This window comes from Marinobacter sp. LQ44 (assembly GCF_001447155.2).
GTDB lineage: Bacteria > Pseudomonadota > Gammaproteobacteria > Pseudomonadales > Oleiphilaceae > Marinobacter.
Map to the genome: position 1 here is coordinate 2,439,234 of NZ_CP014754.1, position 23,421 is coordinate 2,462,654.

A 23,421-nucleotide genomic window follows, 5' to 3' on the forward strand; every position below is an offset into this window, starting at 1 on the left:
CCTTGTTCTGGGCTACACGGAATTCCTATGCCGGAATTTATGACCTCACTCAGCCTTACCGATAGCCTCGGCCAGTTGTTTGGTCTGGTCGCTCTGGCCTTCTGCATTGCCGGCTTCGCCAACAAGAACGACGACCGGCTGATGGTGCTGCTGATCTCCGCCAACGTCGCTTTTGCCCTGATGTTTGCCTTCTTTGAGAGCTGGACGGCAGCGGCCCTGACCGTACTGGTGATTGTGCGCATTTCCCTGGCGCGTAAGTATCAGGGCAGCTGGCCAATCATGCTGGCGATGCTGGGGGTTAACCTGCTGGTCGCCTGGGCCACCTGGAAGTCGGCCACTGATGTGTTTCCGCTGGCGGCGGCCATCCTGGGAACCATTGGCATGTTCATGCTCCGGGGTATCCCGCTGCGCATTGTGCTGGGGCTGGCGGCGTTCTGCTGGATGCTGAACAACATCGTGATCGGTTCAGTGGGCGGGATTCTGGCCGAGGCCATGGTGCTGGTGACCAATGTGATCACCATCTATCGGCTGTATCGTATCCGGCAAAAATATCCGGGTGTTGAGCCATAGGTATTGGCTGACGAGCTCTCCTTTGGCTATTCAAACGGCCTTTTGGAGGGATTAAGGCCAATTGCAGCCGTCAGTGACGGGCGTACCTTAGAGGGTATTGATAATAAGGATAAGCCCGGGAGATACCTGACATGAGCCACCAACATTACGACGTTCTGATTATCGGCGCCGGCGTTTCCGGCATTGGCATGGCCTGCCACCTGAAACGGGAATGTCCCGGCAAACGCTTCGCTATTCTGGAGCGCAGACAGTCTCTGGGCGGTACCTGGGACCTGTTCCGTTACCCCGGCATTCGCTCCGATTCCGACATGTTCACCTTTGGCTACAACTTCCGGCCCTGGACCGGCGGCAAGGTGCTGGCGGATGGTGCTTCTATCAAGCAGTACGTGGCCGACACCGCCCGGGAAAACGATGTGGAAAGGAACATCCGCTACGGTGTGGCGGTAAAGACAGCGGACTGGTCCTGTGAGGAAAAATGCTGGAAGCTGACGGCGGTGAACGAAAAAACCGGCGAGGCGGAGACCTACACGGCCAGCTTCCTGGTGGGCTGCACCGGTTACTACAACTACGATCAGGGCTACAAGCCCGATTTCCCCGGCGAGAAAGACTTCAAAGGCCAGGTGGTGCACCCGCAGCACTGGCCGGAGAACCTGGATTACACCGGCAAGAAGGTGGTGGTGATTGGCAGTGGGGCGACCGCCATTACTCTGGTGCCCACCATGGCGGAAAAAGCGGCCCATGTCACCATGCTGCAGCGTTCGCCCACCTATCTGATGCCGTTGCCGTCGACCGATAAGGTCACCCTGGCGCTGCAGAAGGTACTGCCGGAGAAAGCCGCCTATCGGCTGACCCGGGCCCGAAATATCTCGATTTCGCGCCTGCTCTACGAGCGTTCCCGCAAGAGCCCGAAGGCCATGCGCCGGCTGTTCCTGTCGGTGATCAAACGCCAGTTGAAGGGCAAGGCGGATATGCGCCACTTTACCCCCGACTACAACCCTTGGGATCAGCGCCTGTGTGTGGTTAAAGACGGCGACCTGTTTGATGCCATCAAGGCGGGTACCGCCTCGATCAAAACCGACCATATTGAACGTTTCACCGAAACCGGCATTCGCCTCAAATCCGGTGAAGAGCTGGAAGCAGACATCATCATTCCGGCCACCGGCCTGGATATCCAGATGCTGGGTGGCATCCAGCCCACGGTGGACGGCCAGGGTGTGGTCTTGAAGGAAAAGGTGATCTACAAGAACGTGATGGTGGAAGGCATGCCCAATTCCGCCATGATCTTCGGGTACACCAACATCTCCTGGACCCTCAAGGCCGATATTGCCAGTGAATACCTGTGCCGTTTGATCAACCATATGGATCGCAAGGGTTATCAGGTGGTGGTGCCGCGAGACACGGAAAACAGCCTGGGCAACGACACCATTCTGGGCTCGCTGGATGCCGGTTACATCAAGCGTGCCGAAGACCGGTTGCCGCGCCAGGGCACTCACGGGCCCTGGAAAGCCAGCCAGAACTACCTGCAAGATGTGAAGATTCTGCGTTTCGAGCCCATTGAAGACGGTTATCTGGAGTTTGATGGCCGGCGCAGCCAGCAGGCCAGCCCGGAGAAGGCGGGCTTCCTGAAACCGCTGCGCTCGGCGCTGTTTGGGGCCTGAGCGGACAGGCATTGGTGAAGGGTATCCCCATAATTGCGGATAGCGCTGTGTAGATAGGTTCCTTAATATGGCAAGTCATCATGCTACCTGACTGATCTGCCGGGAACCTTGCTGTGTCCACACTCCGATCCGCGCTGGCCTATGTGGCCCTGATTGCCGCTGTACTGGCGACCCTGCCGGGTATGGCGTATTTGGGTGCGGTGGCGGTGAGCCTGGCGGTCAGTCTTGGCTGGCAGGACATGCGCCGGGTGCCTCGTGCGGTATTTGCGGTGGCGGTGCTGGCGATGGCCTTTGCGTTTGGCCGTGACCCCGGATTGGTGGAAGGGGCGGCCGGGAACATGACCCGTTTGGCCGGGCTGATTCTGTCGGTGATGTTGTTGTCGTCGGTATTGGCCGGTTCCCGGGATCTGCAGCGAATCTCCAGTAGCCTGTTCAGCGGCAAGCCGGGTACCCGGTATGCGAGCCTGGCGTTCGGCACGGCGCTGGTGTCGGTGCCTCTCAACTTCGGTTCGGTGGCGGTGGTTGGTAGCCTGATCTCCGAGCGAATCCGCCGTTCCGGCGATTCTGCGGCTACCCGCAACAGCACCCGGGCGGTGCTCCGAGGCTTTGGCGTATCGCCAATCTGGTCGCCGTTATCCATCTCTGTAGCGCTGACATTGACGCTTCTGCCAAGCCTTGGTGGCGCTCAGCTCATTGGCCTTTCACTGCCGTTTGCCATGCTGGTGCTTCTGGCGGGCTTTCTCTGGCGTGAGCCAGAATCGCAGCTTGCAACCGGGTCAGCAGACAGTGCCGGTGCTGCAGCCTGGTTGCGGTTTGGCGGCATTATCCTGGGTATCTGTATCGGGGTGTTCCTGTTCAGCCATGTTTACCAACTCAGCTACGCCCGTTCGGTTACCCTGAGCTGCCTGGCGGCGGTCATTATTGGCTGGGCCCTGTCCTTGTTTACGGGTAACACCCCTAGACCACCTACTATGGCCAACGTCAGTAATGAACTGGCCATTGTGGGTGGTTCCGCTTTTATTGGTTCGGTGATCAGTGCGGTGGTGCTAGGGCAGGTGAACGGCGATATGGGCTTGCCGGGCTGGGCGTGGCCGGTCCTGGCGGCACTGGTGCCCTGGAGTTTCTTTCTGGCTGGGCTGGCCGGTGCCAACCCGATCCTCACAGGTACCTTGATTGGCGGTATCCTTGGGCCAGCGTGGCCACCTGGCGCCGTGCTGGGGCTGGGCTTTGCCATGGTCACCGGCTGGGGTATCACGGCATTCGGCACCCCGTTTGCGGCCAACGCCCTGATCATGGAGCGGCTGACCGGTTATCCCGCCCGGGATGCTTCTTTACGGTGGAGCCTGGTGTTGTCGTTAATCGCGTTGTCCGCCGCCAGCGCTATTGCCGTTGGCCTGACTGTCTGGCTGGCCTGACCAACGGCAGCAAATCAGGGCCTCGGGCCCATCATGCGCTGCAGGGCTTGCGGGTTAGGCAGGCCCTGAACCATCTTCACGTTGCCTTCACCATCCTTGTACAGGGTGCTGGGTGTTGCCTGTAAACCCAGATCCTGCATCAGCCGGTCGTTGGCTTTCACATCCATATGGGCGGCGCTGACCCGCTTCCGGTCTACCTCGATACCACCTTGCTCATAGGTGTCCATATGCTGGTGCAGTGCGGCTTCCGGGTCATCGCTGCCGAGGATCGTCGCGGCCTTGGTCAGGCTGTCTTCCCGCAGAATACCCACGATAATATGCCGTAGCTGTACCTTACCGGCGTCAATCCAGGGCTCCGCCTGCTGGCGGAAGCGGTAGCAGTAGGGGCAGTTGGGGTCGGTAAAGGTGTACACCACGGTTTCGGCATCGGCAGAGCCATCCCTTACCCAGTGGCTTTCCTCAAGCTGCGACCAGGCTTCGGCGAATTTGGGGCCGGTGACCAGTTCATCGATACTGGCGGCGCTGAGGTTGTCGCCTTGGGCATCCAGCAGGGTGCCGACAATCACATGGTCGCCGTCTGGCGTCAGGTAAAACGCCAGCGAGCGGCCCTGCATTTCGCCCACGTAGCCAGTCATTCCGCCGGGTGCGTCAAAGCTTTCAACGACCCGAACTCCCTGCTGTTCCAGCGATTGAATGGCGGCGGGGTAAGTCTGGGCCTGGGCTGCGCCGGCCAGAATGGTTGCCGGTACAAGAGCGACCTGGAACAGGCGTTTCGGGATTTGCTCAATCATTGGATGAAACCTCGGTTGCGGGTGTCAGAAAGCGGGAGTCAAAGCGTTCCAGCCCCCGGAACAGGCTGGCACGGGACAATTCGCCCATATGGCTATCCACCAGGTTTCCTTCAGCGTTATAGAACAGGGTGGTAGGCAGGCCGTGGCTGCCGGTCACTCGGCCAAACTGGCCCTGTCGGTCGCTCAGCACGTGGTGTAAATCCAGGTTCTGCTCAGACAGGAACCGCTGTATGGTTTCCGGGTGCTCGCCCTGGTTGGCGAAAACGAAATTGATGCCGGGGTAACGCTTTTGGGCTTCTTCGAGCACTGGCATTTCCCGGATGCAGGGCGGGCACCAGGTGGCCCAAAGGTTCACGACCGTGGGCTGGCCATTGGCGATGGCGCTCAAATCGACCGGTTGCTCGTTGAGATCGGTCAGCGCAACTTCCGGCAGGCCTTTGAGTTGCTGGTTGATCAGCTGAATGGCCCCGCCGGTCAGGCCCCAGGTCAGCAGACCGGCCGCCATGGCCGTACCCAGCGCCCGGCGGCTGCTGGCCCGTCGCCACATCAGGAAGCCGGCAAACACCAGGGCAGCGACCAGGCCTGCGACCATATCAAAGCCACCGTCCCGGATATCAATCATGCCCAGCCAGTCGCCCTGGTAGTGCTCGTAATAGCGAATCACGAAGCCGATGCGGGCACTGAGCATAGCGACCACGAAGATATCCGCCAATGTGCCGGCGATGGGTGTTCCATGTTTGCGGCCGGTGATGCCCCCGACAATCAGGGCAACAATAAAAGCCAGGACCAGCAACAGGTGCCCGATGGAAAAACTGACAGGGCCAACGCCAACACTGAGCATGGTATCTCCGGATTATGAATGGGTTTTTCAAGCATCTATGGCGGCTAATGACCGGCGGGCCGTGTCAGAGTTCCATTTATGGCCTGGAAAATGAAAGCCTGCTAATCAAAACCACCTATAGCTATTTCACCAGCCCTCTGTTACCGTGCATGCATCCTGCCTCTAGGGATTCCGCAGTTTCTGGCTCTTTGCCGCTTTGCGAACCTCCATACGACCTGTCAGAGGACGTCACCCCGATATCGGCGCGTGACCGTAGTCGTCTTTTATTCCATGAATGTTCATGGCATCTGCCCGCATTCGCCGCATCCGGTGTTCGTGGAGGCAGAATCAATCAAGAGTATATTTTATATGAGTTTTTCTTCCCTCGGTTTGTCCGAGCAGCTGGTCCGTGCCACCGCCGATCAGGGTTATGAAACCCCGTCTCCCATCCAGCAGCAGGCCATTCCTGCCGTGTTGTCTGGCAAGGACGTCATGGCTGCGGCCCAGACCGGCACCGGTAAAACCGCTGGTTTTACCCTGCCTTTGTTGCAGCGCCTGGCGGAAAACCCCCGCACTGGCAAAGGCCCACGCGCCCTGATTCTTACACCCACTCGGGAGCTGGCCGCGCAGGTACACGACAGTGTTAACCTCTACAGCAAATACGTGCCCACCAAGGCCGCCGTGGTGTTCGGTGGCGTAAAGATCAACCCGCAGATGATGAAGCTGCGCAAGGGCCTGGACGTGCTGGTGGCCACACCGGGCCGTTTGATGGACCTGTACCAGCAGAACGCGGTGCGCTTCAACGAAGTGGAAATCCTGGTGCTGGACGAAGCCGACCGCATGCTGGACATGGGCTTTATTCGCGATATCCGCAAGATCCTGGCGTTGCTGCCGGCCAAGCGCCAGAACCTGCTGTTCTCAGCTACCTTCTCTAACGAAATCCGCACCCTGGCCCAGGGCCTGCTGGATAACCCGGTGCAGGTAGAAGTCGCTGCCCGTAACACCACCGCCGAGAAGGTGAAACAGTCGGTGTACCCGGTCGACCAGAGCCAGAAGACGGCGTTGCTGAGCAAGTTGGTGCGTGACAATGCCTGGGAACAGGTGCTGGTGTTCACGCGCACCAAGCACGGCGCCAACCGCCTGACCCAGAAATTGGAAAAAGACGGCATTACCGCCGCGGCCATCCACGGCAACAAGTCCCAGGGTGCCCGCACCCGTGCGCTGGCGGACTTCAAGGCCGGCGAAGTGCGTGTGCTGGTTGCTACCGATATCGCCGCCCGCGGCCTGGATATCAAGCAGTTGCCCCAGGTGGTGAACTTCGAACTGCCGAATGTGCCGGAAGACTACGTTCACCGCATCGGCCGTACTGGCCGTGCCGGCGAAAGTGGCCATGCCCTGTCGCTGGTGAGCGCCGATGAAGGCAAGATGCTGGCAGGCATTGAGCGGTTGATCAAAAAGCAGCTGCCGCGCAAGGAAATCGAAGGCTTTGAGCCGAAGAACAACCTGCCGCTGAAGCCCAAAGCCAAGGCGGACCCGAGCAAGGCTCGCAATCGTCGCCCTCAGGGTGGCGCTGGCAAGAGCTTTGGCCCGAAACCGGCTGGTCGCAGCGGCGGTCGTGGCCGTGGTGGTCAGGGCGACGGCCAAGGCCGTGGCCAGGGGCAGGGTAGAAGTGGCCGCCCGGCTCAGCGCCAGAGCGCCTGAGCACTCCGGTTCTCCAGACATAAAAAAGCGGGGCTGAAAAGCCCCGCACAGGAGAACGCACCAGCTGGCAGCCCACAGACCAGAAGGCTGCCAGGGGTACGTGGGATCAGAACTTGTAGGTGAAACCGACCATGTAGACCATGGGGTCGATTTCTACTTCGAACTTGTCTGTCTGTGCGGCGAAGTCACCGTTCGCATCGTAAACCTTCACACGGGCATCGGTATTGATGTCTGCCCACCAGATTGCCGCGTTAAGACCAAAATTCTCACTCAGCATGTAGTCCATGCCCACTTCCACGGCCACGCCAACACTGTCGTCCAGGTCCAGCGACGTGCGGGCTCCGGGGTTGCCGTATTCTGCAGCAACCACGCTATCCAGAGTTCCGGTGGTCTTCTCTTCAAAGAAAGTGGTGTAGTTCACGCCCACGCCCACGAATGGCTGGAAGGCTGAAGAGCTTGCCAGCGGAAAGTATTGCAGGGTCAGGGTTGGCGGCAGGTGTTTGGTTTCGCCCAGCTTGACGTCACTCGGAATATCGCCGCCACCGTTGATGTTGTGCTTGAACGGGGTTGCACCCAGCAGGCCGACACCGAGGTTGTTGGTAAACATATAGGTGGCACGCAGGCCCAGCTGTGTATTGGAATCGACAGTGACTTTTGAATCTGCACCGGAAAGCAGCGGTGCGCCACCCACAGTAATAGAATCACTGGAATCATCCGGTGCCACATGCACAACACCCGCACGCAGAATGAAATCACCCGCTTCGAAAGCCTGAACGGCCGGTGCAGTTGCCATCACAGCCGCTGCCAGAACACCCATTTTGAAACCACGAGACATAGCCATCTCCTTATCCATTAAAAGTCGATGGACTCAATGTAATGGAGCGGGGCCGGGGAAACTTGATTTAGCGCAAGAAATGGCGGGCAGCGGATCTGGTTTGGTGTGGCTCTTGATTCAGCTCAAAAAAATCGGGGTGATTCCTGAGAATGCGGTTTGCCCTTATGGTCAGGCCGTTTTGCTGTCGCTTTCAGCATTGTCTGGAACGAACACATCACGGATTGACAGTGGTTGGCCTTCGGCATTGCGCACGGTAACCGGTTGCACCGGCTTACCGGTATCGCGATCGCGCAGGTCCAGGGGCTGGCCGTCCGGGGCGGGGTTCCACTTGTCGCCCCACTGGCGCAGAGCCACCACTACCGGAAACAGGTCGCGGCCTTTCTCCGTGAGCCGGTACTCAAAGCGTGAGCCGTGCTCGCCCACATCCACTTTACGCAAAACTTCGTTGTCGACCAGTTTAGCCAGTCGGTCGCACAGAATGTTCTTGGCAATCCCCAGCTGCTGCTGAAAATCCACAAACCGGCGGGTGCCGTACATGGCATGCAGCACAATCAGCAGCGACCACCAGTCCCCCACTTCATTCAGGGCGCGGGCGACGGAGCAGTTGGAGTCATCAAAACGTTTTCTGGCCATGTGGGGGAGTGTACCGAATAGGGTTGCATTTTGAAACCGGATTTAATAGGGTTGCTTTAAGAAACCAAATTGATGAGGTTGCATACTGTTTATGAGCATGAATCTAGGACCGTTGTTTGAACCGTTTGAACTTCACAACCTCAAGCTGCGCAACCGCGTAGCCATGGCCCCGATGACCCGCAATTTCTCGCCCAAGGGTGTTCCGGGCCAGGATGTGGTGGACTACTATCGCCGCCGCGCCGAGGCCGGTGTTGGCCTGATCATTACCGAAGGCACGGTAGTGAATCACGCGGCTGCCAACGGTTACCCGAACGTACCGGCCTTTTATGGCGACGAAGCCCTGGCGGGCTGGAAGAAGGTGGTGGATGCCGTGCACGAAGCCGGCGGCGCCATTTTCCCGCAACTGTGGCACGTGGGCGCGGTACGCAAGGAAGGTATCGAGCCGGATCCGTCGGTTCCCGGTTATAGCCCGTCCGGCCTGTTCGCTCCGGGCAAGCCCAACGGCAAGGCCATGACCAAAGAAGACATTCAGGACGTGATCAAAGCCTTCGGCGATGCCGCTCAGGATGCCAAGGCTCTGGGCTTTGACGGCGTGGAAATCCACGGCGCCCATGGTTACCTGCTGGACCAGTTCCTATGGGAAGGCACCAATCAGCGTGACGACGAATACGGCGGCAGCATGGAAAACCGCCTGCGCTTTGTGGTGGAACTCGTCGAAGAAGTCCGCCATCGCGTTGGCCCGGATTACCCGATCATGCTGCGCTTCTCTCAGTGGAAGCAGCAGGACTACGAAGCAAGACTGGTGAATAGCCCCGAGGAACTGGAACGCTTCCTGAAGCCTCTGGTGGAGGCCGGTGTCGACATCTTCCACGCTTCCACCCGCCGCTTCTGGGAGCCGGAATTTGAAGGTTCCAACCTGAATCTGGCCGGGTGGACCCAGAAGCTCACTGGCAAGCCAACCATGTCTGTCGGCAGCGTGGGCCTGACCGAAGACTTCATCAGCGGCACCTTCGCCAGCCAGAAAGAAGCCGTGGAGCAGTCCGGTATTGATGAGCTGGTTGAGCGCATGACCAACGGCGAATTCGACCTGATCGCTGTTGGCCGCGCCCTGCTGCAAGATCCGGAATGGCTGGTGAAAGTGAAAGAAGGCCGATTGAATGAAGTGGAAGCCTTTGCCAAGAAATCCCTGGCCAAGCTTTACTGATCGAACTACTCCTTCGATCCTGCTTGCCGCGGCGCCTTCTAAGGCCCCGCGGCTTTTTTGTGGGTGAAAGTTATCCGGTTGTTAATCGCACAGTTTTACAGAATCGCTATGCTGTGTTCAGTAATGATTCAACCATCGAAAAAGGAGTTGTATATGGCAGTGGCTCGACATCTGAAACTGGCTGGCATGGCCTTGTTGTTGGCGACCCTGGTGGGCTGCGCGACGGTAGGCCGCGATTTTGCGACCCACAATGTGGACCAGATCCGCATTGGTGAAACCACCCGGGCGGACATTCAGGACATGTTCGGCGAGCCCTGGCGCACCGGGGTGGAAGACGGCAAGCGTACCTGGACTTATGGCAAGTATCGCTGGTCTGCCTTTGGTGATGCAGAAACGACGGACCTGGTGGTGCGGTTCAACAGCGATGGTACGGTGTCATCCTACGTTTTTAATACCACCGAGTAAGGCTGTTCAGTGCCGGGGCGGGCTTCAGGTTTGCCCCGGTGCAGCTTTCAACGCCAGCACCTCTTCCTCGTTTAGCCCCTCAATCATGGCCCCCCGGAACTGCCGGTTGATAAACCGTTCGGTTTCCTGCTGGATCTTTTCCCGCTGCTCGGGCTTCTCAATGTAATCCATGGCCCGGAACAGGATATAGCGGATGGTCATGTGGGAAACTTCATGCACCACAGCGGCCTCCACACCTGGCACCAATCCCCGCTCAAGAATGTCCTCCGCCATCTCCCGGGCACTGGCATCCAGCTGCGCCTCCAGCGCCCGGCGTAACACCGGCGAGGGCCCGTGCAGCTCGCGGACGGCGACCGTGGTGGCGGCGGGATTGGCGAGGAAGTAGTGGTACACAAAGGTGACGGTGTCGTGGGATGCCTGCTCGGATGAATCCGCCATCTGCCGCAGTTGTCGCACGCCGGTTTTCATGTCCTCGGCGATATACCCCAGTACTTGCAGCCCGAATTCGTCCAGGCTCTTGAAGTGCCGGTAAAAGGTATTCGGATTCAACCCAGCCTCACGGGCCAGCTCCCGCAGCCCGAGTGATGTCAGGCTCCGTGTTTCGGTAATCAACCGCAATGCGGCCTGCACCAGTTTCAGTTTTCCGCCGGCCAGTGTGTTCATCTAAGCCTCGTGTTTTTGGAGTCAGGCTGGTTCGGTGCCCGCTTCCGTTTCTGGAGTTAGTCCACTCTGGTGGAGCTTTCGAGAACCGCTGTAAATACGTCCCTGTACGCTTGCTTTCCGCCATCCATGGCTCCAAGCATTTTCGAAAGCTCCACCAGAGCGGACTCTCGAACATTGGCGTATGGATTCCTTCCCAAAAGTTCAATTTGGGAGACGGCTATCACAATAGTTTAACGGTTGGTTTGGGGGGGGGCTTCAAAAACTGTGCGGAGCCATGGATGGCGGAGCCCAAGCGTCACATGGATGTGCCGAAGGAGCGTGTTTTGGAAAGCCATCCCCAAATCAACCAAACACCATAAGCCAAAGGCCAGCCGGTGCTATCTACCCAAGCAAGCGGCGAACCGAGCACCCAATCTAAAGGCCGCACAGGCCAACAATCTGTCACCCAGGGCCAAACACCCGAACCAGAGTATACAAGTGTCTACCCGTGGGAGTATACATGTGTCTACCGGTCATGATGACCACCGAAACAACAACAGGCAAGGCCAAACAGGCCACACAGGAGTGCAGCAATGACACAAACCGCACAGATCGCCATCATCGGCACCGGCTTCTCCGGCCTCGGCATGGCCATCAAACTCAAAGAAGCCGGCTTCAACGACTTCGTTATCCTCGAACAAAGCGACGACATCGGCGGCACCTGGCACGAAAACCACTACCCCGGTTGCGCCTGCGACGTGCAATCTGCGCTGTACTCCTTCTCCTTCGAACAGAATCCCAACTGGAGCCGGATGTTCGCGCCCCAGCCGGAAATCAAAGCCTACCTGCGCCACTGCGCGGAAAAGTACGGTCTGCTCGAACATATCCAGCTCAATACCCACGTGGCCGGTGCCCGCTGGAATGACAAAACCGGTGCCTGGACCATCGAAACCTGCGACAGCCCCAAGCTCTGGGCCTACATGCAAACCAACAACCTGAAGCCCGGGGATGTCCTGGATCGCAGCGACAAAACCCTGCCCAGGTTCCGCAAGCTGCACGCCCAAGTGCTGGTATCCGGTATGGGTGGCCTGAGTACTCCTGCCTACCCGGATATCAAGGGCATGGACACCTTCACCGGTACCAGCTTCCACTCCCAGAACTGGGACCACGACTATGATTTTCGCGGCAAGCGAGTGGCGGTGATCGGCACCGGAGCCTCGGCCATCCAGTTTGTTCCGGAGATCGCCAAGGATGCCGCCCACCTGGATCTGTACCAGCGCACGCCACCGTGGATTATGCCCAAGCCGGACCGGGAAATCCGCCCGCTGGAGCGGATGATGTTCCGTAAGGTGCCGCAGACCCTGAATGCGTTTCGTCAGAGCATCTACTGGACGCTGGAAGCCCGGGTGCTGGGCTTTGTCGGTAACCCGCGCATCCTGAAAATCGGTGAGCTGCAGGCCCGCCGCCACATCCGCAACCAGATCAAGGACAAGGACCTGCGCAAGAAAGTCACGCCGGATTTCCATTTCGGCTGCAAGCGGGTGCTGATTTCCAACAACTACTACCCGGCGCTCGACCAGGAACACGTGGATGTGCTCACCGATGGCATCCGTGAGGTGAAAGGCAACACCATCGTGGATAGCAATGGCACCGAGCGCCAGGTGGACTGCATCGTTTATGGCACCGGCTTCAGGGCCCAGGAGCCGATTCCCCGGGGCATGATCTACGGCCGTGGCGGCCAGGACCTGCTCGATGCCTGGCGCGAAGGGGCGGAAGCCTACAAGGGCACCACGGTGGCCGGCTTCCCCAATTTCTTCATGCTGATGGGCCCCAACACCGGCCTCGGCCACAGCTCCATGGTGTACATGATCGAATCCCAGGTTCAGTACGTGCTGGATGCCCTGAAAAAAATGCAGCACCGGGGCTGGAAGACGGTGGAAGTGAAGGAAGACGCCGTCAGCCAGTACAACGCCTCGATTCACGCCAAACTCGGCGATTCGGTGTGGCAGACCGGCTGCAAGAGCTGGTACGTGAACGAGAATGGTAAGAACACCACCCTGTGGCCGGGCTTTACCTGGCAGTTCCGGCAGCAGACCAAGCGTTTTGATGCCGAGCAGTATGTGTGTGAAGCTACGGAGGTGATGGAGCAGGGTGGGGAGCCGGCATTGGTTGGCTAGGTCCGGAGAAACGACAGAGTCCGAGCCTGGGTGGGCCGGGCTCTGTGGCCTTTTTTGGTTTGATCTTGGATAGGCGCCAGCTTTCCGGTACATTTGTCCACACTTCAGGCATGGATTGTGCCGATTAATACTTTGTGGAAACACGGACGTGACCAAAATAGCAGACCCGCACTCGCTTGCGCTTCACGAAGCGTTGATGATCGAGGGTGGCTGGGACCAATACTCCGATAAGGAACTGGCCAGCTACCTTTCGAGTTCCAGTTCTACCCCTGCCCGATTAAGAGACCAGCTTGCCAGTGGCGAGTTGGTGTTGCTGAAAGAGATCCCGGCGGCTCCCGTTTTCAGGCTGGTATCCGGGCGCATTGTTCCCACGGAAAGCACCTATGCAGCCATTGCAGAGAATGCCGTCACGGCCTTCGAAAAACGCTTCGGTGACCGGCAAGCGTTTCCTTCCAGAGGCACCGCCTACGCTCATTCCGATAGCCTGCCACCACCGCCCAAGCTCGACTACACGCCGGAACCCCCGGTGATTGAGCCACCACCTGAGCCTCTACACCCGCCGGTGGTGATCTCGGAAAACTTTGGGCTTCCGCCCCTGGGGCCCAAGGTATTCGCCAAGTCTTGCACCCGGCCCTCCGGGGATACCGACAGTAATGAGGGCGAGGAAAAGGCCAGCAATTTCGGCACCCTTGCGATGCTTGCCCCCGCCACGGTCACCAGCCCTGGGGCAAACGGCTTGCGGCCGCTGGGCCTGATCTCTGGTTCGGCAATGAGACTGGCAAAAGGCTGGGCCATGGCCGCGCGCATTGGTGCCGGAGTACTCAGCACCGCCGGCAGTGCAGTGCTGTTGGCACTCTGGCCATCCAAATTGGGCGACAGCACCCTGTACACCGAGGAAGAACTGCTTGAGATGGCTGAGGCGGCCATTCGGGTGCGTTTTCATCTGCACGTGGATGCCACCGGAAACCTCCGGGTGGCCGGCTATCACGTCAACGACAGCACCGGATACAAAGACCGGGTTCCGGTTGCTCACGCAGAGCTCAAGGGCGAGAATTTTGAAGTGGTGGTTGATGACGACTTCACCCTCGTGTGGTACCCGGATGACAGCGGCCACCGCCCGGTAGTGAGCACCGAATACCCGGCGGATTCCGGTATTGATCCCTACAGCATTCTGGTGACCCCCATCCAGGAGGATGGCCAGGAACACTCGCCACCCGGCTACCAGCGGCCGTTTGAGGATCAGGTCGAGCTGATTGTCAGGTTTCCGGCGGACAGTGGAATCGAGCCGTTATATCTGGTTTTCCGGAAGACAGCCCGGGATGAACGAGGGGTGGTCACTGGAGGCGGAGAAGAAATTACTGGAACTTGGTTAGAGAGCGCTTCAAGAGATCTTGGAGCGCCGATACCTGCTCAGATTGCAGATCGGCTTAGGGGGCGTGAGTTCGCGAGTTTTGATCGGTTTCGAGAGGCATTTTGGCTAGAAGTTTCCGGAGACCATACGTTGCTCTCCCAATTTAAAGGCTCAAACCAAGAGCTAATAAAACAAGGTTATGCTCCTTTCCCTAGATTCAGAGATCAGGCTGGCGGGCGTGAGAAGTATGAGATACACCACCTGGAAGAAATTCAAAATGGCGGGGCAGTCTATGACCTCGACAACATGACGATCACTACCCCAAGAAACCACATTCGAATTCATTCAAAGGGCAATCTATGAAAGATAGGATTGAAGAATACACCGAAGCCGAGTTCAAAAAGCTCGTTCAGGACATTTGCTCTGTCAATGTAGCCAGTGAGGATGAGCACACGCAACTAGTTAGACTGTTCTGCCGTTTGACACAGCACCCTGATGGCTCAGACCTGATCTACTACCCTGACGATGAGGCTGATGCCACTCCTGAACGGATTACTGAAATTGTAAAGAATTGGAGAGCAGATCAAGGATTACCTGGATTCAAGCGATAGCTTTTTCCGCAACACAAATATCGCAAAGGGAAAACCGGGACGGATCTATATTTGCAGGGAACGCATGAACACGGAACACGATACAGATTACCAATACCGCGAGCGGGTGGTGGTACCTCGTCCGGAAAAAGAGCTTCGCTTTCGGAACGGACGAATCCCCGGATATTTTTCGATATTTCTCGGCGGCTTGAGCCTGGCGGCGGTGCTTGCCTACCTGTTCCCCTCCTACCTGACCACCACTGATCTTCGTGCTGCGTATGATGCCGAGGCGCTTCAGGATGTCTTGAAGTACGGCATGTGGTTCTCCCTGTTTTTTGGCATCACCACCTTTGTGCTTGATCGGCGCAAACGGCTTGGCGCTGCGGGCATTGCCATGACGCTGATCGCGTTTGCCCTGGGGGGTTACAATGTTCCTGTTGGGCCGGTGGAGCCGAAACCGCTGTCGCTCGGTGTAGACTGGCTGATTCTGGCCTTTCTGGGTTCCACTATTGTCTTCACCAGCCTGGAGAAGCTCTTTCCGAAGTATCGGGAGCAGGTCATCTTGCGGGATGAATGGGGGCTGGATTTCTTTTACTTCTGCTTGAATCACCTGCTGATCTCAGCGGTTCTGCTGTTTGGCAACTTCCTGGTAACGCACTTTGAATGGGTGGCCAGCGACAGCCTGCAGGCGGCGATTCAGAGCACGCCGTTATGGCTGCAGGTCGTACTGCTGATTCTGGTTGCCGATTTCGTGCTGTATTGGGAACACCGGGTCTTCCATGAAGTCCGTCGGCTGTGGCCTTTTCATGCGGTCCATCATTCGGTGGAAACCATGGACTGGCTGGCAGGCTCCCGTGCCCATGTGGTTCAGATTTTCATTGAACGTGGATTGGTTATGCTGGCTCTGTATCTGCTTGGTGCCAGCAAGGAAGCACTGGATATCTACGTGACGTTCGCCGCGCTGCAGGCCATTATTATCCACAGCAATCTTACCGTGCCCTGGGGGCCGATTAAGTACCTGTTGGTAACGCCGCAGTTTCACCACTGGCACCACAGTTCGGAGAAGCCGGCCATCGATACCAATTACTCGGCACACACGGTGCTCTTTGACCGGCTGTTTGGCACGTACCATTTCCCGAAAGCGCACTGGCCGGCGGAGTATGGTACCACCCAGAAACTGCCGGGTTCCTACCTGGGGCAGCTGTTCTATCCGTTCCGTAGGCGCTGACGGACCCTGAACCTGGCAGTTGCCGTCAGGGTGATGCAATGGGATGATGCGCGGGTTGTGTGCTGCCCGCGCATTTACCCATCATTTGAAACCGGCAGGATGTCATGGCCAACCGAACCTCCACCCGTTTGAACAAATACATCAGCGAGAGCGGCATGTGTTCGCGCCGGGATGCTGACCGTTACATCGAGCAGGGCAACGTGCACATCAACGGTCGGCGGGCCCAGGTGGGCGATCAGGTGTTGCCGGGCGATGTGGTGAAGGTGAACGGCCAGGTGGTGGAGCCCCGGGACGAGGCAGATCTGGTCTTCATTGCCCTGAACAAACCGGTGGGTATTGTCAGCACCACCGACAGCGCGGAGAAAGACAACATCCAGCGTTTTGTCGGCCACAGCGAGCGCATTTTCCCCATTGGCCGCCTCGATAAGGATTCCCAGGGACTGATCTTCCTCACCAGCAATGGTGACCTGGTGAACAAGATCCTGCGGGCCGGCAATAACCACGAGAAAGAATACCTGGTGACCGTCGACAAGCCGGTGACCCGGGAGTTTGTGGAAGGCATGAGCAACGGCGTGCCGATTCTGGGGACGATGACCAAGCGTTGCAAGGTGGAGAGAGTCTCCCGGTTTGTCTTCCGGATCATATTGGTGCAGGGCCTGAACCGCCAGATCCGCCGGATGGCGGAATACTTTGGCTATGAGGTGACGAAGCTGGAGCGGGTGCGGATTATGAACGTCAGCCTGCAAGGTTTGCCGGTGGGCGCCTGGCGGGATCTGACGGAGAAGGAACTGGCGGTGCTGTTTGATGCCATCCGGGATTCGTCCTCGGAAGCGACGCACCCGGCGGCCAGCAAGCCCCGCAAGAAACCCGCCGGTCCCAAAGGTGCCCGCCCGGGTGCCGGTGGTAAACCGGCCAGGGCTGGCGCAAAACCGTCAGGTAAACCTTCCCCCGGTCGAGGTGGAAAGGGAACTGGCAAAGGCACCGGCAAACCGCCCGCAGGTAAACCTGGCCGTGGCCCGAAGGCCGGTGGGCGCACGACCGGCCCGAAGGGCAAACCCGGCAAGCCGCGCAAGCCCTCCATCAAGAAGCGTTGATCCGCTCCGCCGGCCAATAGGTTCTCTTCCTTACGGCAGAATCTGCCCACAGGCGCTATGCTTACCGGCTTTAACCCCTGGCCGGATTTGCTTTAATGTTTGAAACGTTTTTTGCCACTTACCTCAGCAGTACCATCCGTTTCCTGTTCCTGCTGGCACCGTTCTTTGTGGTCACCATGTTCCTGGCGCTGACCCGCGGCCTGCCGGCGGCGGAGAAGGCGTCGATCATTCGCCGGGCCTGTGTTTCGGCGTTCATTTTGGGCGTGGTGCTGTTCTTTGCCGGGCCGCTGTTGTTCAGCGCTATCGGTATTACCCTGAACTCGTTCCGTATTGGCGCCGGCAGCCTGCTGTTCCTCACGGCTATCAGTCTGGTGACCAGCGGCACCCGCAACCATGCCACTGGCCTGCCAGAGGAAGACCGCGACGATATCGCCGTGGTGCCTCTGGCCATTCCGGTGATGATCGGCCCGGCCACCATCGGTGCCATCATGGTCTACGGTGCTGAGCTGAAAGCCGTGCACGAAGTGGCTGGCGGCTTGCTGGGTCTGGTCTCCGGCTTGCTGATTCTGGCGGTGTTGTTGCGGTTGTCTGGCTACCTGGAAAAAGTATTGGGTAAAACCGGCCTGAACATCATGTCGAAAATCAGTGGCCTGATTCTTTCCGCCATGGCGGCGGAAATCGTGCTGACCGGTATCGCCGGTTTTATTGCAAGCACTCAAGGCGCCTGACAGAATCAGGCTTTTGTATCCTCTGCAGGTTTGTTATGCCCGCCAACACCATTGATCACAATCGCACCCGCTACAACTTTGACGGCATCGACTCGGTTTGGTTGTTCGGTTATGGCTCTTTGATCTACAAGGTGGATTTCCCGTTCCTGGAACAACGGCCGGCCTCCATTCGCGGTTGGGCACGCCGGTTCTGGCAAGGGTCCCATGACCATCGTGGTACGCCCGAGGCTCCTGGCCGGGTGGTCACGCTGATCGAGCAACCCGGAGCGGTCTGCCGGGGCATGGCGTTCCGGGTTTCACCGAATGTTTTCGAGTATCTGGATGTACGGGAAAAGAACGGCTACCTCCGCTTCAGCACCACCATGACGTTTGATGATGGCAGCCATGCCGAGGGCTTGGTGTATATCGCCACCGAGGATAACGAGGCGTTTCTGGGCGAGGCCCCGGAAGCCGACATTGCCGCCCAGATTGCCGCAGCGGTTGGCCCCAGTGGGCCCAATTCCGAATATCTGCTCAGGCTGGCGGAGTCCCTGCGGGCGTTGGGGGATGACTGCCGCCATACCTTTTCAATTGAATCTCACCTCACTCGTTCCGGGCCTGTCGAGGCTTCAGACAGTTAAACGTCAACCCATGTAAAGCTTGTGCAAAACAGGCCCTTGGGCACTGACATCTCCCTTCTTATCATTAATCTGGTGGCAAGGCTTCACGGAATGTTTCCGTTTAGCATGGTTCCAGTCGGTATGGACGGGAGAGTCACTATGAAACGATTTCTGATCAGCAGTACCCTGATTGTCGCTCTGGGCTTTGCCGGTATTGCCCAGGCAGACGGCTACCGTGGTCACGGACATCCGCCGGGTATTCAGAAGCAATTGGATCGGGGCAAGGCGCTGCCACCGGGGCATCAAAAGAAAATGCTGCGGGCCGAGCACCGCCGGTCGTACCATGATCGCCACCGCGACAACCGTTATCGGGATAATCGCCACAAGCATCGGTATGACCGCCGGGACTATGGCAAAAAGCACTCCCATTACCGGTACAAACCGAAGTACCACAATCATCGCAGCGGATACCGGTCATCCCTGGGCTATAACGACCGGATGCCGCCAGAGTATCGGGCAGCCCGGATCATTCGTGATACCCAGATTCTTATTGACCAGACCCGCCGGTAGGTTCGGCAATCAGCCTTTCCGAAGTTGATTCCCGGGTCGCGGGGTTGAAGCCCCGTGCCGGGGAGCGGCGCCGGTGCCGCAGGCCAATCAGTACCAGCGGCACCACAATCATCAGACTGCCGGCCAGGAACCACAGGTCCGGCACCTCACCAAACCAGATCCAGCCAATGGCAACCGCCCAGATCAGCCCGGTGTATTCGGCGCTGGTGACTTGGTTGGCATCCACCTGCCGGTAGGCCAGCAATACCGTGATGTTGTACCCCAGGATGAACAGGGCTGAGCCGGCGGCGCTGATCAGGATCTGCGGGTTCCACGCGGCGCCTTCCCAGAACGCCAGGGCCGCTGCGGCCGGCATAATCAGCAGGTAGTTCAGGAACAGTTTGTGGACGGTGGTCTGTTCCCTGGGCAGCTGGCGTACCATCACGGCGTTGATGGCGAGGGCGAAGGCAGAGCCCAGGGCCGCAATCACTGCCCAGTTGAATTCCACCGGGCGCAGAATGACGATGATGCCGGCAAAGCCACTGAAGACGGCGGTGACGCTCAGGGGTGTGAGTTGTTCCCGGAAGAAGAAGGCGGAGAGCACCATCACTAGTATCGGGGCGGCGTAAAACAGGGCGTTGGCGGTGGCCAGCGGTAAATTGGTGAGGGCGATCACCATGCACACGATGCCGACCAGGTGGATGTGGGCGCGGATGGCGTGGATTTTCAGGCCGCCGAAGAGGTTCTGGCGGTCGAGTTTGCGGGCCAGGGGGATCAGGAAGGCCAGGGTCAGGAGGCAGCGCAGGAAGGCGAACTGGAAGACGGGGGCGCCGGGTTCCAGCATTTTGATAAACACATCGGAGAGGATGGCCATGGCGTTGCCGATGACCAGCAGCAGAATGGCGCTGTTGACGGTTTTGCCTGACACGTTGGTGCTCCTTTTCCTACCTGAATTTCGCTGTTTTAGTGCAGGAGTGGGTAGGCGGTAGGGCTTCCGAAAACCGCTGCGAGTACGTCCATGTACGCTTGCTTTCCGCCATCCGTGGCTACAAGCATTTTCGGAAGCCCTACCGCCTACCCACTCTCGTACCTTGGAAGTGGATTCTAGGCGTGCTTAACTATCCGATAAAATGATCAATATTCTCCATCTATTAGAAAATTCGATAGTGAGCCACAATGAGACTCCCGCCCCTCAAAGCCCTCCCTGTATTCGAAGCCGCCGCTCGCCTTAACAGCTTTTCGGCGGCTGCCGAGGAACTGTCGATCACGCAAAGTGCAGTCAGTCACCAGATCAAACAGCTGGAAACCTATTTGGGGGAGCGGCTGTTCTGGCGTTCGGGCCGGAAGGTAACGTTGACGGATGAGGGGCGGCAGTATCTGGATGCGATTGGTTCGGCACTGTTGCAGATTGAACGGGCCAGTGAGCAGCTGTTGGGGCATGAGGAGTCGCGGTTGCGGTTGTCGGTGTTCAGTTCGTTTGCGGTGCGCTGGCTGGCGCCGAGGTTGCCGGATTTGCAGCGGCTGCATCCGCAGATTGATCTGGCTCTGGAGATGAGTAGTGAGAATCCGGTGTTGTCGGATCGGGTGGCGGATTGTTTTATTACGATTCACCGGGATTCGCGGGCCTACAGTTACGATCTGCTGTACGAGGAGCGGTTGTTTCCGGTGTGCAGTCAGGATTATTGGCAGCGTATACGGCGGGAGTTGGGGCGGGATGCGGAGCCCGAGCGGCGGGATGAGCCGCCGGTAGCGCCGGCAGAGATGGCCCGGTTTCCGTTGCTGTCGACTCACAGTATTTATGACAGGCAGGGCGGTGACTGGGAGGCCTGGTATCAGGAAGCCGGTATGAAGCTGCCTGAATCCAGTCGGCTGCTGCATTCCAGCCATATGCTGTTGTCGCTGGAGGCGGCGCGTTTTCATCAGGGCATTGCGTTGACCAACGATTACATGCTCAGTACTCGCAAGGATTCGGCGGATTTTGTTCGGTTGCCCGCCCATTCGGTGGTGACAGGAGACAAGTTCTACTTTGCCTGGAAGACCAGTCGCCGGCGGGAGCGTGGGATTCAGACGCTGCGCCGCTGGCTGGTGGATGAGGCTATTCGGGGTGGTTTGCGATCGGGTAGCGCCGGGAGTCGGCATCCAGAGCTCTGACTCTCAGCCGCTCAGGGCCTTCAAAGAGACGCTGTTGTAACTCGCTGACTGCTTTTTGCTGATCTTCAGGGCTGAGGCTGGCATTGGTGATCCGGGCTTTCTGTTGCCGGTAATGGTCAAGCCGGCTTTGCCATGCCTGTTGCTGTAAATCGAGTTCCGCCAGGTTGGCTGCGGCGGTTTCGCCCAGGTTTTGTGCCCTTAGCTGGAAAATGTCGGCGTCTGTGGCGCCGTTGCTTCTCATGGCTTCGGTCTTTTCGAACAGGTTGCTGTTGATGGTGGCCCGGGCTCGGGTTCGTTGAATGTGTTCAGGCAGCGCGTGTTCCAGTTGTGCCAGTTGTTGGGCTTTTTGTTGTTCGGTGAGCGCTTCGTTGCGTTCAATCGTCAGTCTTTCGAGAGTGTAGTTGTCGAGTTGCTCGTCTTCGCCGAAAAAGGCCGCGTGGGTCTGTGGTGTGAAATGCTCGGCGCGGGCCGCCAGTAGTGCTTTCTGACGCAGTGTCAGGGCGTTGAGGTCGAAGCCATCGTGGTCGAAACCCGGTGGCAGGTTCTGGTCAATGCGGGTAAGTGCCAGCCGGTAGTTAACGTAATCGTTGAGCAATGCCAGGGCCTGGCTTCGAGCCGGCTCGCCTAGCCGGTTCGCCAGCGTTGCTCTGATACGGTTGAGAACCAGGTCCATGGGTTCACGATCCAGGTTGGCCAGGTGAAAATCAAACAGCTTGCGCAGGTTTTCATCCGGGACCAGGTGGTGGTTGGCATCGACTGAAAGCGCACCCTTCGGTTCCAGGCCAAAGAGTTCAGGAGGTAGCTCCGGGACGTTTTGCTGGCTGAGGTTGTGCGCAGGTAGTCCGGGGGTACCTGCCTTGTCGGTGGAGATTTTCGGTGCCTGAACAACGGTGTCTGGACCCTCGGTGGTTCCCCGTTGGGTCAGAGTCAGGGTGCCGGCTATGGTGATAATGCCGGCCACCAGAAGGAAACGGCTGCGGTGGTTCATAAATATAGGCCCCTGAAGGCACCCCACCGGACTGGCCAGTGGGGTGTTGGTTTTACAGCCCGGCGTTAGCGAGGCGCCTGGCGTGGTTGCGCATCAGGGTCAGCGGCGAGGTTTCAAACAGCGACACCATACCCAGAACCTGGTTGGTCACATCGAGGTGGTTCATGAAGTAGTCGTCGCGAATCACCTGGCCAAAGTGGCTGGAGCACCGGCCGGTGACCCCGTCGTCGGGCCCTGGAATGGCCAGGCTGGTGATGCCGAACAGGGCATCTGAGGGATCAAGGCCTGTGGTGAACTGGGCGGTCCCGCTCCAGGAATACAGGCGGATGGCGTGGCCACCAAGGTTGACGCTTGATGGCCCCTGGCCGCACTCAGACGCTGGCAAGCCGGCTGGGAACAGGTTGTTAAAGGCGGCGGCGCCGGGCTTGTTGAATTCGGCGAGCATGGCGTAGATGTCGGAGCGGTCTGCTTTGTTGGCAGACAGAAGATTAACGAGATTGCCTATGGTATTTGCCAGCGCTTCAAAGCCGATGCCGGTCAGCGACCCCTCTGGAGCGACGCCGGTCACTACATCTGCCAGGGGCGAACCCTTGTGAGGAGAGTGCAGGGTGGTCACCGAGGCCACGAGGTCGGGCCGAACGTTCATGACATAGCGGGAGGTCACCCCGCCCTGGCTATGGCCAATCAGGTTAAACCGGGTGATGGCACCGTTGGAAGCGGCGCGGATGGCGTCCAGTTGCTGGATCAACCGTTCGCCGCGCATGGCTGAGCTGTCAAAGGCATTGATCTTCGGTACGAATACCGTGGCGCCCTCATTTTCGAGGGCGTTGGGAATGCGGTACCAGTAGTCAACGCCGGCAATGGTGTCGAAGGCAAAAATGCCCGGTACCAGGACGATCGGGTGCTTCGTTGCACCCTGTTTATTTGATCCCCATAACCAGTCGAAAAGACCGGCCTGTGCAGGCAGGGATAGACTCAATATCAGCGCTGCTACCGCGCTTTTTATCCACGAGTTCATGGTGTCGTTCCTTTTTGTGTTTGTTGTCAGGATGACTGCATGGTGTTGCCCTCCGAATCTACTCATGGATGGGTGCACTGCGCTTGTAAGAACTGACGAGTTCGCAGGCCAACAACAAAAAGACCGGAATTGATCACGTAACCGGCATCTTTCGTGGGTGATTGTTGAGAAATGCATATACACTCGGGCAGACATACAACAACAAGAAACCGTT

The 23,421-nt window shown here is 58.3% G+C and carries 23 protein-coding genes; 15 read left to right on the plus strand and 8 right to left on the minus strand.

Annotated elements, in window-relative coordinates:
* Positions 1–27 precede the first annotated feature (27 nt).
* The 3 genes from ASQ50_RS11265 (at position 28) to ASQ50_RS11275 (ending at position 3,643) form a co-directional block, all read left to right on the plus strand.
* Positions 28–570: a YgjV family protein gene (locus ASQ50_RS11265; protein ID WP_058090845.1), complete on the plus strand. Its 543-nt coding sequence runs from the start codon at positions 28–30 to the stop codon at positions 568–570.
* Positions 571–701: 131 nt separating this feature from the next.
* Positions 702–2,228, plus strand: a complete 1,527-nt coding sequence (locus ASQ50_RS11270; protein ID WP_058090844.1) for a flavin-containing monooxygenase — start codon at positions 702–704, stop codon at positions 2,226–2,228.
* A gap of 113 nt (positions 2,229–2,341) precedes the next feature.
* Positions 2,342–3,643, plus strand: coding sequence for a hypothetical protein (locus tag ASQ50_RS11275; protein ID WP_058090843.1), 1,302 nt, complete (start codon positions 2,342–2,344; stop codon positions 3,641–3,643).
* A 14-nt stretch (positions 3,644–3,657) separates the two neighbouring features.
* Here ASQ50_RS11275 and dsbG read toward each other — a convergent pair whose 3' ends face one another.
* Positions 3,658–4,434 (minus strand): thiol:disulfide interchange protein DsbG, encoded by a 777-nt coding sequence (gene dsbG, locus ASQ50_RS11280; protein ID WP_058090842.1) that lies wholly within the window; start codon positions 4,432–4,434, stop codon positions 3,658–3,660.
* Positions 4,427–5,275: a TlpA disulfide reductase family protein gene (locus ASQ50_RS11285; protein ID WP_058090841.1), complete on the minus strand. Its 849-nt coding sequence runs from the start codon at positions 5,273–5,275 to the stop codon at positions 4,427–4,429. Before ASQ50_RS11285 ends, dsbG begins: the two co-directional genes overlap by 8 nt.
* Before the next feature lie 348 nt (positions 5,276–5,623).
* On the opposite strand from ASQ50_RS11285, the gene ASQ50_RS11290 reads away from it, so the two are divergent.
* On the plus strand, positions 5,624–6,955 hold the full coding sequence (locus ASQ50_RS11290; RefSeq protein WP_058090840.1) for a DEAD/DEAH box helicase: 1,332 nt from the start codon (positions 5,624–5,626) through the stop codon (positions 6,953–6,955).
* 106 nt (positions 6,956–7,061) lie between these two features.
* Here ASQ50_RS11290 and ASQ50_RS11295 read toward each other — a convergent pair whose 3' ends face one another.
* Positions 7,062–7,790 (minus strand): OmpW/AlkL family protein, encoded by a 729-nt coding sequence (locus ASQ50_RS11295; protein WP_058090839.1) that lies wholly within the window; start codon positions 7,788–7,790, stop codon positions 7,062–7,064.
* A gap of 168 nt (positions 7,791–7,958) precedes the next feature.
* Positions 7,959–8,423 (minus strand): winged helix-turn-helix transcriptional regulator, encoded by a 465-nt coding sequence (locus ASQ50_RS11300; protein WP_058090838.1) that lies wholly within the window; start codon positions 8,421–8,423, stop codon positions 7,959–7,961.
* Between the two features lie 91 nt (positions 8,424–8,514).
* Here ASQ50_RS11300 and ASQ50_RS11305 point away from each other — a divergent pair, with 91 nt between their 5' ends.
* Both ASQ50_RS11305 and bamE read left to right on the plus strand, forming a co-directional pair.
* Positions 8,515–9,627: an NADH:flavin oxidoreductase gene (locus tag ASQ50_RS11305; RefSeq protein WP_058090837.1), complete on the plus strand. Its 1,113-nt coding sequence runs from the start codon at positions 8,515–8,517 to the stop codon at positions 9,625–9,627.
* Positions 9,628–9,780: 153 nt separating this feature from the next.
* Positions 9,781–10,092, plus strand: coding sequence for an outer membrane protein assembly factor BamE (bamE, locus tag ASQ50_RS11310; protein WP_052009733.1), 312 nt, complete (start codon positions 9,781–9,783; stop codon positions 10,090–10,092).
* Between the two features lie 24 nt (positions 10,093–10,116).
* Here the strand turns inward: bamE and ASQ50_RS11315 are convergent, their stop codons facing one another.
* Entirely contained in the window at positions 10,117–10,755 is a 639-nt protein-coding gene (locus ASQ50_RS11315) for a TetR family transcriptional regulator (RefSeq protein ID WP_058090836.1), read from the minus strand.
* A 572-nt stretch (positions 10,756–11,327) separates the two neighbouring features.
* Between ASQ50_RS11315 and ASQ50_RS11320 the strand changes: the two genes are divergently transcribed.
* From ASQ50_RS11320 to ASQ50_RS11355, 8 genes are all read left to right on the plus strand, one after another.
* Positions 11,328–12,911 (plus strand): flavin-containing monooxygenase, encoded by a 1,584-nt coding sequence (locus ASQ50_RS11320; protein WP_058090835.1) that lies wholly within the window; start codon positions 11,328–11,330, stop codon positions 12,909–12,911.
* A gap of 148 nt (positions 12,912–13,059) precedes the next feature.
* Entirely contained in the window at positions 13,060–14,625 is a 1,566-nt protein-coding gene (locus ASQ50_RS11325; protein ID WP_156510004.1) for an S-type pyocin domain-containing protein, read from the plus strand.
* Entirely contained in the window at positions 14,622–14,873 is a 252-nt protein-coding gene (locus tag ASQ50_RS11330; RefSeq protein ID WP_058090833.1) for a bacteriocin immunity protein, read from the plus strand. The genes ASQ50_RS11325 and ASQ50_RS11330 overlap by 4 nt, the downstream gene beginning before the upstream one ends.
* A gap of 64 nt (positions 14,874–14,937) precedes the next feature.
* Positions 14,938–16,080 (plus strand): sterol desaturase family protein, encoded by a 1,143-nt coding sequence (locus tag ASQ50_RS11335; protein ID WP_058090832.1) that lies wholly within the window; start codon positions 14,938–14,940, stop codon positions 16,078–16,080.
* A 104-nt stretch (positions 16,081–16,184) separates the two neighbouring features.
* Positions 16,185–17,174 (plus strand): 23S rRNA pseudouridine(2604) synthase RluF, encoded by a 990-nt coding sequence (gene rluF, locus ASQ50_RS11340; protein WP_058090831.1) that lies wholly within the window; start codon positions 16,185–16,187, stop codon positions 17,172–17,174.
* A 95-nt stretch (positions 17,175–17,269) separates the two neighbouring features.
* The gene (locus ASQ50_RS11345; protein WP_058090830.1) at positions 17,270–17,902 is read left to right on the plus strand and encodes a MarC family protein; all 633 of its coding nucleotides are present in this window, start codon (positions 17,270–17,272) and stop codon (positions 17,900–17,902) included.
* Positions 17,903–17,937: 35 nt separating this feature from the next.
* Positions 17,938–18,522 carry a gamma-glutamylcyclotransferase gene (locus ASQ50_RS11350; protein ID WP_058090829.1) on the plus strand — a complete coding sequence of 195 codons (585 nt, stop codon included), beginning with the start codon at positions 17,938–17,940 and terminating at the stop codon, positions 18,520–18,522.
* A gap of 138 nt (positions 18,523–18,660) precedes the next feature.
* Positions 18,661–19,071 carry a hypothetical protein gene (locus tag ASQ50_RS11355; protein ID WP_058090828.1) on the plus strand — a complete coding sequence of 137 codons (411 nt, stop codon included), beginning with the start codon at positions 18,661–18,663 and terminating at the stop codon, positions 19,069–19,071.
* Here ASQ50_RS11355 and ASQ50_RS11360 read toward each other — a convergent pair.
* Positions 19,049–19,978, minus strand: a complete 930-nt coding sequence (locus ASQ50_RS11360) for a DMT family transporter (RefSeq protein ID WP_058090827.1) — start codon at positions 19,976–19,978, stop codon at positions 19,049–19,051. The two genes, ASQ50_RS11355 and ASQ50_RS11360, sit on opposite strands and share 23 nt — an antisense overlap.
* 248 nt (positions 19,979–20,226) lie before the next feature.
* Between ASQ50_RS11360 and ASQ50_RS11365 the strand changes: the two genes are divergently transcribed.
* Complete coding sequence (locus ASQ50_RS11365; RefSeq protein WP_058090826.1) at positions 20,227–21,201, plus strand: LysR family transcriptional regulator; 975 nt, start codon at positions 20,227–20,229, stop codon at positions 21,199–21,201.
* On the opposite strand, the gene ASQ50_RS11370 is transcribed toward ASQ50_RS11365, so the two are convergent.
* Both ASQ50_RS11370 and ASQ50_RS11375 read right to left on the minus strand, forming a co-directional pair.
* Positions 21,146–22,189 (minus strand): lipase secretion chaperone, encoded by a 1,044-nt coding sequence (locus tag ASQ50_RS11370; protein ID WP_058090825.1) that lies wholly within the window; start codon positions 22,187–22,189, stop codon positions 21,146–21,148. The genes ASQ50_RS11365 and ASQ50_RS11370 overlap by 56 nt on opposite strands.
* 52 nt (positions 22,190–22,241) lie before the next feature.
* Positions 22,242–23,207 (minus strand): esterase/lipase family protein, encoded by a 966-nt coding sequence (locus ASQ50_RS11375; RefSeq protein ID WP_058090824.1) that lies wholly within the window; start codon positions 23,205–23,207, stop codon positions 22,242–22,244.
* Positions 23,208–23,421 lie beyond the last annotated feature (214 nt).

Coding starts and splice junctions, on each gene's coding strand:
- ASQ50_RS11265 (WP_058090845.1), top strand. CDS start 28: ATGCCGGAATTTATGACCTCACTCAGCCTTACCGATAGCCTCGGCCAG.
- ASQ50_RS11270 (WP_058090844.1), top strand. CDS start 702: ATGAGCCACCAACATTACGACGTTCTGATTATCGGCGCCGGCGTTTCC.
- dsbG (WP_058090842.1), bottom strand. CDS start 4,434: ATGATTGAGCAAATCCCGAAACGCCTGTTCCAGGTCGCTCTTGTACCG.
- ASQ50_RS11285 (WP_058090841.1), bottom strand. CDS start 5,275: ATGCTCAGTGTTGGCGTTGGCCCTGTCAGTTTTTCCATCGGGCACCTG.
- ASQ50_RS11290 (WP_058090840.1), top strand. CDS start 5,624: ATGAGTTTTTCTTCCCTCGGTTTGTCCGAGCAGCTGGTCCGTGCCACC.
- ASQ50_RS11295 (WP_058090839.1), bottom strand. CDS start 7,790: ATGTCTCGTGGTTTCAAAATGGGTGTTCTGGCAGCGGCTGTGATGGCA.
- ASQ50_RS11300 (WP_058090838.1), bottom strand. CDS start 8,423: ATGGCCAGAAAACGTTTTGATGACTCCAACTGCTCCGTCGCCCGCGCC.
- ASQ50_RS11305 (WP_058090837.1), top strand. CDS start 8,515: ATGAGCATGAATCTAGGACCGTTGTTTGAACCGTTTGAACTTCACAAC.
- bamE (WP_052009733.1), top strand. CDS start 9,781: ATGGCAGTGGCTCGACATCTGAAACTGGCTGGCATGGCCTTGTTGTTG.
- ASQ50_RS11315 (WP_058090836.1), bottom strand. CDS start 10,755: ATGAACACACTGGCCGGCGGAAAACTGAAACTGGTGCAGGCCGCATTG.
- ASQ50_RS11320 (WP_058090835.1), top strand. CDS start 11,328: ATGACACAAACCGCACAGATCGCCATCATCGGCACCGGCTTCTCCGGC.
- ASQ50_RS11330 (WP_058090833.1), top strand. CDS start 14,622: ATGAAAGATAGGATTGAAGAATACACCGAAGCCGAGTTCAAAAAGCTC.
- ASQ50_RS11335 (WP_058090832.1), top strand. CDS start 14,938: ATGAACACGGAACACGATACAGATTACCAATACCGCGAGCGGGTGGTG.
- rluF (WP_058090831.1), top strand. CDS start 16,185: ATGGCCAACCGAACCTCCACCCGTTTGAACAAATACATCAGCGAGAGC.
- ASQ50_RS11345 (WP_058090830.1), top strand. CDS start 17,270: ATGTTTGAAACGTTTTTTGCCACTTACCTCAGCAGTACCATCCGTTTC.
- ASQ50_RS11350 (WP_058090829.1), top strand. CDS start 17,938: ATGCCCGCCAACACCATTGATCACAATCGCACCCGCTACAACTTTGAC.
- ASQ50_RS11355 (WP_058090828.1), top strand. CDS start 18,661: ATGAAACGATTTCTGATCAGCAGTACCCTGATTGTCGCTCTGGGCTTT.
- ASQ50_RS11365 (WP_058090826.1), top strand. CDS start 20,227: ATGAGACTCCCGCCCCTCAAAGCCCTCCCTGTATTCGAAGCCGCCGCT.
- ASQ50_RS11370 (WP_058090825.1), bottom strand. CDS start 22,189: ATGAACCACCGCAGCCGTTTCCTTCTGGTGGCCGGCATTATCACCATA.
- ASQ50_RS11375 (WP_058090824.1), bottom strand. CDS start 23,207: ATGAACTCGTGGATAAAAAGCGCGGTAGCAGCGCTGATATTGAGTCTA.